Source organism: Labrys monachus (assembly GCF_030814655.1).
In the GTDB taxonomy this organism is placed as follows: Bacteria; Pseudomonadota; Alphaproteobacteria; order Rhizobiales; family Labraceae; genus Labrys; species Labrys monacha.
Window position 1 is genome coordinate 6,513,469 of sequence record NZ_JAUSVK010000001.1, and the last position, 12,095, is coordinate 6,525,563.

Here is a 12,095-nt window from a genome sequence, read left to right on the forward strand (position 1 = left end):
GGCTCGACGTGACATCCTCCTCTTCCGACATCGTGATCATCGGCGGCGCGGCCATCGGCTCGGCCACCGCCTATTTCCTCAAGGCGAAGCTGGGCTATGCCGGCTCGGTCACGGTGGTCGAACGCGATCCGACCTACGCCTTCTCCTCGACGACGCTCTCGGCCGCCTCGATCCGCCAGCAGTTCTCGACGCCGGAGAACATCCGCATGAGCCTGTTCGGGCTCGAGGTCATCCGCACCCTCAAGGAGCGCTTTGGGCCCTCGGCGGATGTCGGTTTCCACGAGGGCGGCTATCTGCTCCTCGCCACCGAGGCGGGCAAGCCGATCCTGGAACAGAACTGGCGCGTCCAGCAGGCGGAGGGAGCCGATGTGGTGCTGCTCGGGCCGGAGGCGCTCAAGCAGCGCTTCGCCTGGCTGAATGTCGAGGACATCGCCGCCGGCGCCTATGGGCAGAGCGGGGAGGGCTGGTTCGACGCCCATTCCCTGCTCGATCTCTTCCGCAAGGCGGCGCGCGAGGCGGGCGCCGTCTATCTGCGCGACGAAGTGGTGGGCATCGAGCACGAGGCCGGACGGGCGAGCGCGGTGAGGCTGAAATCGGGTGGGCGGCTGGCCTGCGGCGTGCTCGTCGACGCCGCCGGCCCGCAGGCCGGCACCGTCGCCGCCATGGCGGGGCTGGCGCTGCCGGTCGAGCCGCGCAAGCGCTCGGTGTTCGTGGTGCGCTGCCGCACGCCGCTGCCGGGCATGCCGATGCTGGTCGATCCCGGCGGCATCTACATCCGGCCGGAAGGCGAGGTCTATATCTGCGGCGGCGCCGAGGACGAGACGCAGGATCCGCGGGCGGACGGCGATTTCGACGTGAACCATGCCCTGTTCGAGGACGTCATCTGGCCGGCGCTCGCCGCCCAGGTCCCGGCAATGGAGGAGCTCAGGCTCGTGCGGGCCTGGGCCGGGCATTACGAATACAACACGCTCGACCAGAACGCGATCATCGGCCCGCATCCGGCGATGCCGAACTTCTATTTCGCCAACGGGTTTTCCGGCCATGGCCTGCAGCAGTCGCCCGCCGCCGGCCGCGCGCTCGCCGAACTGATCACCGCCGGCCGCTTCGAGACGCTGGATCTCGGCGTGTTCGGCTATGGGCGCGTGGTCGAGAACCGGCCGGTGTTCGAGCTCAACGTGATCTGACGCGCCGGGTGGCGATCACCGCGCCTTGGCGGTCCGCCACGCCCCATGGAGGGTGACGACGACGAGCACGGCCATCACCACCGCGTTCCAGCCGGCCAGCGAGACGCCGAGGATGCGCAGGCGCGGATTGGTGCAGGACACCACGGTGGAGGTGTTGATGGCATCGAGCAGGCCGCCGACATCCGACGGGTTGGCACCGGAATTGCCGGCCGAGCAGTCGCTCGGCCCGAGCCAGAAGTTCCACTCGGCACCGGCCTGGTAGACGCCGAGCGCGGCGCCATACGCGAAGAGCGCGGCCAGCAGCACCAGCAGCGCGGCCATGACCTTCGGCGGCAGGTTGCCGCCGAACAGGCCGAGGAGGATGGCCACCGGCGCGCCGATGTAATAGGGCCAGCGCTGCTGCAGGCAGAGGGGGCAGGGCGCGTAGCCGAAGCCGTATTGCAGCACCAGGGCCGCGAGGATGACGGCAAGGGCGATCAAGCCCGCGAGAAGGGCGGCATAGGCGCCGGTTCGGCTGCGGGGCTGGGCGGGCGCTAATGGCATGTGGTTCCCGGCGTGAACAGATAATGGGAAGCGAGAACGCCGGCGCCGAGGAACAGCACGAAGCCGATGACGACCGGCGTCAGGTGTTTTTCGATGAAGGCCCGCAGCGGCGCTCCGAAATAGTTGAGGATGCCGGCGAGGATGAAGAAACGGGCGCCGCGGGTGATCGCGGAGAACACCACGAACCAGAACAGGCTGTAGCCGGCGAAGCCGGAGGTGATCGTCACGATCTTGTAGGGGATCGGGGTCAGGCCCTTGATGAGGATGATCCAGGTGCCCCATTCCGCATAGAGGCAGCGGAACTGCTCGACGCCGTTCTCATAGCCGTAGGCGCTGATCAGCCAGGCTCCGAGCGTCTCGTAGAGCAGGGCGCCGATCGCATAGCCGACGATGCCGCCCGCCACGGAGGTGATGGTGCAGACGGTGGCATAGAACCAGGCCTTCCTGGGCTGCGCCACCGACATCGGCACCAGCATGATGTCGGGCGGGAACGGAAAGAACGAGCTTTCGGCGAAGGAGATGAAACCCAGCACCCAGACCGCGAAGCGACTCTCGGAGAGATGGATCATCCAGTCATAGAAGCGGCGCAGCATGGGGTTCCCGCATGATTTCCTGTCCTGTACCGGCATTGCCGCCGGAAATCCATCGGGGCACGTCCGTTCGCGATCAACTTCCCGTTCGGGGCCGGCCCGTCCGGCGGCGCTCATCACGCCCCATAAAAGACCCGATGGCGGGCCAGCATAGAGGCAGCGAGTGAAGGTTCGTTAATCATATCGGCTGCATTTATTCGGCATGGATGGATTCTGCGCATTTCGAAGGCTGGGGTTGGCCGGCACGGTGATGGCCGCGCTCGCAGGCACGATGCCGGCCGCCACGGCCGACCCGCTTGCCGCGGCGCCCGCCCAAACCCCTTCCGATCCGGCCCGGGACGTCGCTGCCCGGCGCGGCGACCTCGCGCTGATCCAGGGCCAGATGAAGCTCTCGGACGAGACGGTTGCACGCCTGCGCAGGGAGATCCAGGCCCTGGGGGCCGATCGCGACAAATTGCACCAGCAGCTGGTCGATACCGGCAACCGCACGCAGGACACCGAGGCGAAGGCCCTGACGGCCGAGGCCCGCCTGGCCTCGCTCGACAGCAACGAGGACAATATCCGCGTCTCCCTCCAGAGCCGGCGCGGCCTGCTGGTCGAGGTGCTCGCCTCGCTCGAACGCATGGGGCGCAATCCGCCGCCGGCGATGCTGGTCAGCCCCGACGACGCCCTCCAGGCGGTGCGGACGGCGATGCTGCTCGGCATCGTCCTGCCCGAGATGCGCCAGGAGACCGAGGTGCTGATCGGCAATCTGAAGGAATTGGCGCGGGTGCGCGCCGAGATCACGGCCCAGCGCGACACGCTGAGGCAGGCGCTGGAGGCGCTCGCCGAGAACCGCACGCGCACCGAACTATTGGTGGAGGAACGCCAGAAGGTGCTGGCGCAGGAGGAGACGACGCTGGCTGCCGAGCAGGCCCACGCCTCCTCCCTCGCCCAGCAGGCCGCCAATCTCAAAGATTTGATTGCCCGCATGGAGCGCGACAACGGCCCGGCGCAGCAGGCGGCCAGGAGCGCCGGCGCCGCCACGGCGAACCAGAATGCCGGCGCGCCGCCGTCCAAGGCCTCGCTGGCGGCCCTGCACGATCCGAGCCGCCTGGCACCGGCCCTGCCGTTCGAACAGGCGAAGGGAATGCTGAATCTGCCGGTTTCCGGCACGGTCCTGCGCGATTTCGGCGCCGATGACGGCAGTGGCGGCCAGGAGAAGGGCCTGACGATCGCCACCGCGCCGGAGGCGGGCGTCACCGCGCCCTGCGACGGCTGGGTTGTCTTCGCCGGCACATTCCGCTCTTATGGGCGGCTCTTGATCATCAATGCGGGTGGCGGGTACCATGTCGTGATGGCCGGCATGGACAAAATCAATGTCGGCCTTGGTCAGTTCGTCTTGACGGGCGAACCGGTTGCCGCCATGGGAGCTGACAAAATCGTGGGAAACGGGACGATCTCCGACGCCGATGTGGCGAAAGTGGCGCTGACGGGTGCTTCAAGCGCCGCCAAGCCCACCCTATATATCGAGTTCAGGAAAGACGGCGTTTCCATAGATCCCACCCCCTGGTGGTCCAATCAAGGCGAGAAGGCACGCGGATGATTCGCAAGCTTCCCATTCTATTCTGCGGTGTCGCACTCGGCGCTGTCGTGACAATCGCGGCGACGCAGCCGCTTGCCCTGATGGGCGGCGCCAATGCTGCCGTCACGGACACCTACAAGCAGCTCAACCTCTTCGGCGACGTCTTCGAGCGGGTGCGGACCGACTATGTCGAGCAGCCCGACGACTCCAAGCTGATCGAAGCCGCCATCAACGGCATGCTCTCCTCGCTGGACCCGCATTCCAGCTACATGGATGCCAAGAGCTTCCAGGACATGCAGGTTCAGACGAAGGGCGAATTCGGCGGCCTCGGCATCGAGGTGACGATGGAGGACAATGTCCTCAAGGTCGTCTCGCCGATCGACGATTCGCCGGCGTCCAAGGCGGGCGTCCTGGCCGGTGACGTCATCACCGCCCTGGACGGCGAAGCGATCCAGGGCATGACGCTGCAGCAGGCGGTCGACAAGATGCGCGGCGCGGTCAACAGCCCGATCACCCTCAAGATCCAGCGCGGCAAGGACAAGCCGTTCGACGTCAAGATCGTGCGCGACGTCATCAAGGTCAAATCGGTCCGTTCGAAGAAGATCGGCGACGATATCGGCTATATCCGCATCACCCAGTTCACCGAGCAGACCTTCGACGGCCTGAAGAAGAGCCTGGACAGCCTCAGCAAGGATATCGGCCAGGACAAGATCAAGGGCTATGTCGTCGACCTGCGCAACAATCCCGGCGGCCTGCTCGACCAGGCGATCGAAGTCTCGGATGCGTTCCTCGAGCGCGGCGAGATCGTGTCGACGCGCGGGCGCAGCCCGGACGACATCCAGCGCTTCACCGCCCGGGCCGGCGACCTGACCAACGGCAAGCCGGTGATCGTGCTGGTGAACGGCGGTTCGGCTTCGGCGTCCGAGATCGTCGCCGGCGCCCTGCAGGATCACAAGCGCGCCACCATCCTGGGCACGCGCTCCTTCGGCAAGGGGTCGGTGCAGACCATCATCCCGCTGCAGGGCAACGGCGCCCTGCGGCTGACCACGGCGCGCTACTACACCCCGTCGGGCCGCTCGATCCAGGCCAAGGGCATCGAGCCCGAGATCGTGGTGCAGGAGAATGTGCCGGCCGATCTGCAGGGCAAGGACCAGACCAAGGGCGAAGCCGGCCTCAAGGGCCATCTGGAAAGCTCGGACAAGGCGGAGGAGGGCGGTTCGTCGGCCTATGTCCCGGCCGAGGAGAAGGACGACACCCAGCTCAATGCCGCGATCGCGCTGCTGCGCGGGACGCAGAAGAGCGCCTTCTTCCCGCCCAATCCGAAGATGGCCATCCCGAACTGACGGGACCGCCCATCTCCTCGTGCTTGCAACGCCGGGCTCGTCCCGGCGTTGCCGTTTGAGATTCCCGCTTGAATCGCGACCGCAACGGTCTATTTGGAAGCACGTCTTCCCGTGAAGGATCTCCCATGCGCCTGACAGATCTCCTGGCCCAGAAGCCCGTGCTGCTCGCCGACGGTGCGACCGGAACCAATCTGTTCGAGATGGGGCTGATGTCCGGTGACCCGCCGGAGATCTGGAACATCGAGCATCCCGACCGCATCCTCGCGCTGCACCAGTCCTTCGTCGATGCCGGGGCCGACATCATCCTCACCAATTCCTTCGGCGACAACCGCAGGCGCCTGGCGCTGCACAAGCTCGACGGCCGGGTGAAGGAACTCAACGCCATCGCCGCCCGCAATGCCCGCAAGGTGGCGGACGGCGCCGGCCGGCCGGTGGTGGTGGCCGGTTCCGTCGGCCCGACGGGCGATCTCTTCGTCCCGCTCGGCCCGTTGACGGAGGAGGACGCCGTCGAGATCTTTGCCGAGCAGATCGAAGGGCTGAAGGAAGGCGGAGCCGACGTCATCTGGATCGAGACGATGTCGGCGGCCGAGGAGATGCGCGCGGCCGCCAAGGCGGCGGTGAAGGTCGGCATGCCCTATACGGTGACGGCGAGCTTCGACACGGCGGGCAAGACCATGATGGGCATTCCGCCCGCCTCCATGCCGGGCGTCGCCGCGGACATCGATCCTCGTCCGGTGGCGGTCGGCGCCAATTGCGGCGTCGGCGCATCGGATCTGCTGGTCTCGATCCTGTCGATGACCGAGGCGGATCCCGATGCCGTCATCATCGCCAAGGCCAATGCGGGCATTCCGCAGTTCCACGGCGACCATATCCATTATTCCGGCACGCCCGAGCTGATGGCCGAATATGCGCGCCTGGCCGTCGACGCCGGCGCCCGCATCATCGGCGGCTGCTGCGGCACCTCGCCCGCCCATCTCGCCGCCATGCGGCAGGCCATCGACAGCCATCAGCGCGCCGAGCGCCCGGACACCGCCAAGGTGGTCGCCGAGATCGGGCCGCTGGTCGCCCCGCCCAAGGCGGCGAGCAGCGAAGACCCGGCGCGCCGCCGCCGCCGGCACTGACGGACGGGCGTCTTTTCTCCGAGCTGCCGGGCTTGCCGGCGTCTCCGAACCGACATCGCGCCAGCTTCGTTTACGCGGGCGTGATGTCGGTCTGCGCGAAATCGTTGCCCTTGCACAATAGCGGAGCGTTGAAATGGCGCGCCGCGGCATAGGACGGGCAGTCTCCCATGTTCAGGGCTGCCGGATGCCTGCCCTTGCCGTAACGCTCGCGCGCGAGGACCGCATGCCGTCGAAGAAGGCCTTGTCGGGACGCTCACCTGTATCCGGTGCTGCATCGATCTGGCTGTGAATGACGGCGGCCTCGTTTCCAACGGCAGAACCCTGCGATCCCTAGCCAACATTTCGCGGCAGGCGATCCGTACGGCTTCGGTAATGGAAATGCCGCGGACGGCCGCCAGCTCGCGGGCTGCAGCATCGGCGGCCGGGTCGGTGATGTGAAGAGTCATGGCACGTCTCTCGACAGAAAATGTACATGACGTGGTCTTGAATGTACATCGGCACCATGAAGAAGTCTGGAATGCGCCTGGGCTGAATCGGCTTCACACGAGCCAGTCGGGGATGATGTCCAGCCCCAGCATCTCGTCATAGGTCGGACGCTTGCGGATGACGGCGAACTTGTCTCCGTCGACCAGCACTTCCGGGACGAGCGGGCGGGTGTTGTAGGTGCCGGCCTGCACCGCGCCATAGGCGCCCGCCGACATCACGGCGACGAGATCGCCCGAGGCGACCAGGGGAATGGCGCGATCCAGCGCGAGATAGTCGCCCGTCTCGCAGACGGGACCGACGACGTCGGCGGTGATCATGGCGCCGCCGGCCTGGCGCTCCCTCACCGGCCAGATCGCATGATAGGCGTCATAGAGCGTCGGCCGGATGAGGTCGTTCATGGCGGCGTCGACGATGACGAAGGTCTTGCCCTCGCCCTGCTTCACATAGACGACTTCGGAGACGAGGATGCCGGCATTGCCGGCGATGAGCCGCCCCGGCTCGAAGACGAGGGTGGCGTCGAGGTCGCGCGCATAGCGCTTGACCACGGCGGCATAGTCGTCGGGATGGGGCGGAGGCTCGTTGTCGTCGCGATAGGGGATGCCGAGGCCGCCGCCGAAATCGATATGGTCGATGGTATGGCCGTCGGCGCGCAGAAGCCGCACCAGCCCGACCAGCCGCTCGATCGAGGCATCATAGGGTTCCAGCGCCGTGATCTGGCTGCCGATATGCATGTCGACGCCGGTGACCCGGATGCCCGGCAGCCTGGCGGCGCGGGCATAGAGCTCGCGCGCCTCGGCGATGGGAATGCCGAACTTGTTCTCCGACTTGCCGGTCGCGATCTTGCGGTGCGTCTTGGCGTCGACATCGGGGTTGATGCGCAGCGAGATGCGCGCAATGCGGCCTTTGGCGCTGGCGATGCGGGAGAGCAGCTCCAGCTCCGGCTCGGATTCGACATTGAAGCAGAGGATGTCCTCGTCGAGCGCATAGGCGAGCTCGCGCGCCAGCTTGCCGACGCCGGAGAACATGATCCTGTCGGCGGGCACGCCGGCGGCGCGGGCGCGCCGCAGCTCGCCTTCCGACACCACGTCCATGCCGGCGCCGAGTTCGGCGAGTACGCGCAGCACGGCCAGGTTGGAATTGGCCTTCATCGCATAGCACACGAGCGAGGACACGTCGGCGAAGGCGCCGGCGAAGACCTTGAAATGGCGGCGCAGGGTGGCGGCGGAATAGCAGTAGAACGGCGTTCCCACGTCGGCGGCGATCGCCGGCAGCGGCACGTCCTCGGCGTGCAGCACGCCGTCGCGATAGGTGAAATGGTGCATTTTTGGATCAGTTCAGCAGGAAATCCATCGGAAGGGCCTTATGCTCCTTGACGAAGCCGGGGTCCTTCTTTTTGCCCGTCCCCTCGCCCTTCTCGGGGACATTCTGCTCCGGCGGCGGCTCGAGCTTGCCGCGGCGGCCGCAGCCGGCAAGGGCGAGGCTGGATATCAGCGCCAGAGCGAGTGCGACACGGAACGCGGGGCCTAGCATGGACAACTCCTGATCATGAGGCTGTGTAGCATGGATTCGATCGAAATGCCGGTGTCCCGGCCGGCATTTTGCCGCGCCGGGGGCCACCGCTCACGAACGCAGCGCCTTCAGCCAGCGCTCCGCCTGGGCCTTGACGTTGTCCGGCGCCGTGCCGCCATAGGAGGTGCGGCTGCGCACCGAGTTCTCGACGCCCAGCACCGCGTAGACGCCCTCGTGGATGCGAGGCTCGACCTCGCGCATCTCGGCGAGCGTGAGGCTCTCGAGCGGCGCGTCGCCCTTCGCCGAGGCCATGCCGACCAGCCTGCCGGTGGCGTGATGGGCCTCGCGGAACGGCAGGCCGAGCTCGCGCACCAGCCAGTCGGCGAGGTCGGTCGCGGTCGCATAGCCGGCGCCGGCGGCTGTCTTCATGCGCGCGGTGTCGGGGCGCAGATCGCGCACCATGCCGGCCATGGCGGCGGTGGCGAGCGACAGCGTCTGCAGCGCGTCGAAGGCCTGCTCCTTGTCCTCCTGCATGTCCTTGGCATAGGCCAGCGGCAAGCCCTTCATCACCACGAGCAGCGCGACGAGCGCGCCGATGACGCGGCCGGCCTTGGCGCGCACCAGCTCGGCCGCGTCGGGATTGCGCTTCTGCGGCATGATCGAAGAGCCGGTGGTGAACTTGTCGGACAGGGCGACGAAGGCGAATTGCGGCGTCGTCCAGATCACGATCTCCTCGGCGAAGCGCGACAGATGCATGGCGCCGATCGCAGCCGCCGCGAGCGCCTCGAGCACGAAGTCGCGGTCCGACACCGAATCGATGGAGTTGGCCGTCGGGCGGTCGAAGCCGAGGGCGGCGGCGGTGGCGCGCCGATCGATCGGGAAGGAGGTGCCGGCGAGGGCGGCCGCGCCCAGCGGGCTCTCGTTGAGCCGCCGGCGGGCGTCGGCGAAACGCCCCCTGTCGCGGCCGAGCATCTCCACATAAGCGAGGAGGTGGTGGCCGAAGGTGACCGGCTGGGCCGATTGCAGATGGGTGAAGCCGGGCATCACCGCATCGTGGAAGGCGAGCGCCTTCTCGGCGAGGGCGGTCATCAGATCCGCGAGCTGGCCGTCGAGCTCGTCGATGGTGTCGCGCACCCACAGGCGGAAATCGGTGGCGACCTGGTCATTGCGCGAGCGCGCCGTATGCAGGCGGCCTGCGGCGGGCCCGGCGATGGCGGCCAGGCGCGACTCGACATTCATATGGATGTCTTCGAGCGCACGCGAAAAAGTGAACGTCCCGCCCTCGATTTCGCCGCGGACGGCCTCTAGACCATCGCTGATGGCCTTGGCATCCGCCGTTCCGACGATGCCTTGCGCTTCGAGCATGGAGAGATGGGCGAGCGATCCGCGAATGTCCTGCGCCCACAGGCGCTTGTCAAAGTCGATCGAGGCGTTGATCTCTTCCATGAGCGCGTCGGGTCCTGACTGGAACCGGCCGCCCCACATTTTGTTGCTCATCTGAACAGGCTCGCAATGGACGAAAACACTCGGGACGAAACTCCCCGGGACGAAGCAACCGAGGCGCGGCCGCCGCGGAAATCGTCGGCACGCTGGATGATCGGCGCGGCGGTCGTGGCCGGCGTGGTGGCCGGCGTGGCGGCGATATACGGGACAAAGGACGGTTCCCGCAATCAGGAAAGCGCCGCCTGCCCGGGTTCGGCCGCGGTCGCCGCGAAAATGGACCCGCTCGCCAAGGGCCAGATCGCCGCGCTCAATGTCAGCGCCGCACCGCAGCCTCTGCCGCCGATCAGCTTTCAGCGGGCGGACGGCACCAGCATGTCGCTCGCCGATTTCAAGGGGCGCACGGTGCTCCTCAATCTGTGGGCGACGTGGTGCGTGCCCTGCCGGCGCGAGATGCCGGCGCTCAACAAGCTGGAGGGCGATCTCGGCGGCAAGGATTTCGAGGTCGTCGCCGTCAATATCGATACCCGCAATGCGGACAGGGTCGCCGCCTTCCTCGATGACAACAAGATCGACAGGCTCGCCCGTTACGCCGATCCCTCGACCGGCATCCTGCAGAGCCTGAAGGACGAAGGCCTCGGCCAGGGCCTGCCGACCTCGGTGGTGATCGACCGCCAGGGCTGCCGCCTCGCCGCAATGGCCGGGCCCGCCGAATGGGCGAGCGACGAGGCCAAGGCGGTGATCAAGGCGGCGACGGGACTTTAGTTGATCCTTCCAGGTCGCGCCGCCCCTCACCTCTATCCTCTCCCCGCAAGCGGGGAGAGGGGACTTCGATGTCGCGCCGGTCCTGAAAGGCCTCCATCTCGCAGCCTGGAGATTGAGGCTTCGGTGTTCGGCGATCGGAATACGGAAAATCAACCTTCCTGTTCTTCCATAGCGGCGAGAATCAGCTCGAGCACGCCCTCGATACTCTCCCGGACGGCGGCATTTGATACTCGCAATACACGGTATCCATTCTGCTGCAGGTATTTCGTCCGCAGCAGATCATGTGCGACTTCGGAAGCCGTCGAATGCGTGGCCCCGTCGACTTCGACGATGAGCTTTCGCTCCCGGCAGACGAAGTCGACGAAATAGGGACCGATCGGAGATTGGCGGATGAATTTGTGCCCCGCCAGGGAGCGGTTTCTCAGGTGACGCCAGATGATTTTCTCGGCCGTCGGAGCGTCCCTGCGCAATCGCTGGGCACGTGCATGTGTCGGAAGATCGACAGAACGCATCTATCCCTCCTTGCAGCGGTTCAGACATGACCGCGACGCTGGTGCCCCCCTCTCCCCGCCTTGCGGGGAGAGGATAGAGGTGAGGGGCAGCGCCGCCATCCACCATGGAATAGCTCCCGTCACACCCGGTGATAGGGATGCCCGGCGATGATGGTCGAGGCGCGGTAGAGCTGTTCGGCCAGGAGGATGCGCACGATCTGGTGCGGCCATGTCATCCGGCCGAAGGAGAGGGTCATCGCGGCCTTCGCCTTCACGGCCTCGCCATGGCCGTCGGCGCCGCCGATCAGGAAGGCGAGCGATGGCGTGCCGGCGTCGCGCCAGCCTGCGATCTTCGCGGCGAAGGCCTCGCTGCCGGGAAGGGCGCCGTTCTCGTCGAGGGCGGCGACCAGCGCCTCGCCGGCGGCGGCGAGCAGTTTTTCAGCCTCTTCCGCCTTGCGGTCCTCGGCGCGCCGCGCCCGGCTCTCGTCGATTTCGACGATGTCGAGCGGGCCGAGCGCCAGGCTGCGCCCGCCGGCGTTCAGCCTCTCGACATAGCGGGCCACGAGATCGCGCTCCGGCCCGGCCTTGAGCCGGCCGACGGCGCAGATCGAAAGCCGCACCGGACGTCAGCTCGACCGGATCTCGTTCGGCCGGGCGGACGACCACATCTTTTCGAGATTGTAGAAGGCACGGACCTCGGGCCGGAAGATGTGCACGATCACGTCGCCCGCGTCGATCAGCACCCAGTCGCAGACCGGGACACCCTCGATGCGGATATTGTGAACGCCGGCTGCCTTGAGATCTTTCACCGCGCGATCCGCGATCGCATCAACATGCCTGGCAACCCGGCCGGTCGCGATGATCATCGCATCGGCGATGGCGCTCTTGCCGCGCAGGTCGATTTCCACAATCTCCTCGGCCTTCATGTCGTCCAGGCTTTTGAGGAGCAGGCGGACCGTGTCTTCGGCGTCCGGGCGGGAGGCTCGGGACACGGGATGAAGCGGAATGACATCCGCTTCGCGTCTCACCATCGTGGTCAGGGGCAAACCCTCATGCTTA

Annotated in this window: 13 protein-coding genes and 2 pseudogenes; 5 read left to right on the forward strand and 10 right to left on the reverse strand. The window is 66.8% G+C overall.

Features of this window, described 5'->3' with window-relative positions; genetic code table 11:
- Positions 1-8: 8 nt before the first annotated feature.
- Positions 9-1,184 (forward strand): NAD(P)/FAD-dependent oxidoreductase, encoded by a 1,176-nt coding sequence (locus J3R73_RS29675; protein ID WP_307436038.1) that lies wholly within the window; start codon positions 9-11, stop codon positions 1,182-1,184.
- Positions 1,185-1,199: 15 nt separating this feature from the next.
- Here the strand turns inward: J3R73_RS29675 and J3R73_RS29680 are convergent, their stop codons facing one another.
- Positions 1,200-1,727: a disulfide bond formation protein B gene (locus J3R73_RS29680; protein WP_307436041.1), complete on the reverse strand. Its 528-nt coding sequence runs from the start codon at positions 1,725-1,727 to the stop codon at positions 1,200-1,202.
- Complete coding sequence (locus tag J3R73_RS29685) at positions 1,718-2,320, reverse strand: YqaA family protein (RefSeq protein ID WP_307436043.1); 603 nt, start codon at positions 2,318-2,320, stop codon at positions 1,718-1,720. Before J3R73_RS29685 ends, J3R73_RS29680 begins: the two co-directional genes overlap by 10 nt.
- 247 nt (positions 2,321-2,567) lie before the next feature.
- Between J3R73_RS29685 and J3R73_RS29690 the strand changes: the two genes are divergently transcribed.
- The 3 genes from J3R73_RS29690 to bmt all read left to right on the forward strand — a co-directional run bounded on the left by J3R73_RS29690 (position 2,568) and on the right by bmt (position 6,345).
- Positions 2,568-3,902, forward strand: coding sequence for a murein hydrolase activator EnvC family protein (locus J3R73_RS29690; protein WP_307436046.1), 1,335 nt, complete (start codon positions 2,568-2,570; stop codon positions 3,900-3,902).
- Entirely contained in the window at positions 3,899-5,224 is a 1,326-nt protein-coding gene (locus tag J3R73_RS29695) for a S41 family peptidase (protein WP_307436049.1), read from the forward strand. Before J3R73_RS29690 ends, J3R73_RS29695 begins: the two co-directional genes overlap by 4 nt.
- A gap of 125 nt (positions 5,225-5,349) precedes the next feature.
- Positions 5,350-6,345, forward strand: a complete 996-nt coding sequence (gene bmt, locus J3R73_RS29700; protein ID WP_307436052.1) for a betaine--homocysteine S-methyltransferase — start codon at positions 5,350-5,352, stop codon at positions 6,343-6,345.
- 70 nt (positions 6,346-6,415) lie between these two features.
- On the opposite strand, the pseudogene J3R73_RS29705 reads toward bmt, so the two are convergent.
- From J3R73_RS29705 to argH, 5 genes and pseudogenes are all read right to left on the reverse strand, one after another.
- A pseudogene (locus tag J3R73_RS29705) lies at positions 6,416-6,553 on the reverse strand (type II toxin-antitoxin system VapC family toxin); the annotation flags it as partial.
- 58 nt (positions 6,554-6,611) lie between these two features.
- Positions 6,612-6,791: pseudogene (locus J3R73_RS31595) on the reverse strand (type II toxin-antitoxin system VapB family antitoxin); the annotation flags it as partial.
- Positions 6,792-6,884: 93 nt separating this feature from the next.
- The gene (gene lysA, locus J3R73_RS29710) at positions 6,885-8,153 is read right to left on the reverse strand and encodes a diaminopimelate decarboxylase (protein ID WP_307436055.1); all 1,269 of its coding nucleotides are present in this window, start codon (positions 8,151-8,153) and stop codon (positions 6,885-6,887) included.
- A 7-nt stretch (positions 8,154-8,160) separates the two neighbouring features.
- Positions 8,161-8,361, reverse strand: a complete 201-nt coding sequence (gene lptM, locus J3R73_RS29715) for an LPS translocon maturation chaperone LptM (protein ID WP_307436057.1) — start codon at positions 8,359-8,361, stop codon at positions 8,161-8,163.
- A 90-nt stretch (positions 8,362-8,451) separates the two neighbouring features.
- Positions 8,452-9,837, reverse strand: coding sequence for an argininosuccinate lyase (gene argH, locus J3R73_RS29720; RefSeq protein ID WP_307436059.1), 1,386 nt, complete (start codon positions 9,835-9,837; stop codon positions 8,452-8,454).
- Positions 9,838-9,852: 15 nt separating this feature from the next.
- Here argH and tlpA point away from each other — a divergent pair, with 15 nt between their 5' ends.
- Complete coding sequence (tlpA, locus tag J3R73_RS29725; protein WP_442358288.1) at positions 9,853-10,545, forward strand: thiol:disulfide interchange protein TlpA; 693 nt, start codon at positions 9,853-9,855, stop codon at positions 10,543-10,545.
- Positions 10,546-10,694: 149 nt separating this feature from the next.
- Here the strand turns inward: tlpA and J3R73_RS29730 are convergent, their stop codons facing one another.
- The 3 genes from J3R73_RS29730 to rsfS all read right to left on the reverse strand — a co-directional run bounded on the left by J3R73_RS29730 (position 10,695) and on the right by rsfS (position 12,067).
- Complete coding sequence (locus J3R73_RS29730) at positions 10,695-11,057, reverse strand: endonuclease domain-containing protein (RefSeq protein ID WP_307436065.1); 363 nt, start codon at positions 11,055-11,057, stop codon at positions 10,695-10,697.
- Between the two features lie 119 nt (positions 11,058-11,176).
- Positions 11,177-11,656: a 23S rRNA (pseudouridine(1915)-N(3))-methyltransferase RlmH gene (rlmH, locus tag J3R73_RS29735; RefSeq protein WP_307436068.1), complete on the reverse strand. Its 480-nt coding sequence runs from the start codon at positions 11,654-11,656 to the stop codon at positions 11,177-11,179.
- A 6-nt stretch (positions 11,657-11,662) separates the two neighbouring features.
- On the reverse strand, positions 11,663-12,067 hold the full coding sequence (rsfS, locus tag J3R73_RS29740) for a ribosome silencing factor (RefSeq protein ID WP_307437792.1): 405 nt from the start codon (positions 12,065-12,067) through the stop codon (positions 11,663-11,665).
- Between the last annotated feature and the right edge of the window lie 28 nt (positions 12,068-12,095).

Coding starts and splice junctions, on each gene's coding strand:
- J3R73_RS29680 (WP_307436041.1), bottom strand. CDS start 1,727: ATGCCATTAGCGCCCGCCCAGCCCCGCAGCCGAACCGGCGCCTATGCC.
- J3R73_RS29685 (WP_307436043.1), bottom strand. CDS start 2,320: ATGCTGCGCCGCTTCTATGACTGGATGATCCATCTCTCCGAGAGTCGC.
- J3R73_RS29690 (WP_307436046.1), top strand. CDS start 2,568: ATGGCCGCGCTCGCAGGCACGATGCCGGCCGCCACGGCCGACCCGCTT.
- J3R73_RS29695 (WP_307436049.1), top strand. CDS start 3,899: ATGATTCGCAAGCTTCCCATTCTATTCTGCGGTGTCGCACTCGGCGCT.
- bmt (WP_307436052.1), top strand. CDS start 5,350: ATGCGCCTGACAGATCTCCTGGCCCAGAAGCCCGTGCTGCTCGCCGAC.
- lysA (WP_307436055.1), bottom strand. CDS start 8,153: ATGCACCATTTCACCTATCGCGACGGCGTGCTGCACGCCGAGGACGTG.
- lptM (WP_307436057.1), bottom strand. CDS start 8,361: ATGCTAGGCCCCGCGTTCCGTGTCGCACTCGCTCTGGCGCTGATATCC.
- argH (WP_307436059.1), bottom strand. CDS start 9,837: ATGAGCAACAAAATGTGGGGCGGCCGGTTCCAGTCAGGACCCGACGCG.
- tlpA (WP_442358288.1), top strand. CDS start 9,853: ATGGACGAAAACACTCGGGACGAAACTCCCCGGGACGAAGCAACCGAG.
- J3R73_RS29730 (WP_307436065.1), bottom strand. CDS start 11,057: ATGCGTTCTGTCGATCTTCCGACACATGCACGTGCCCAGCGATTGCGC.
- rsfS (WP_307437792.1), bottom strand. CDS start 12,067: ATGGTGAGACGCGAAGCGGATGTCATTCCGCTTCATCCCGTGTCCCGA.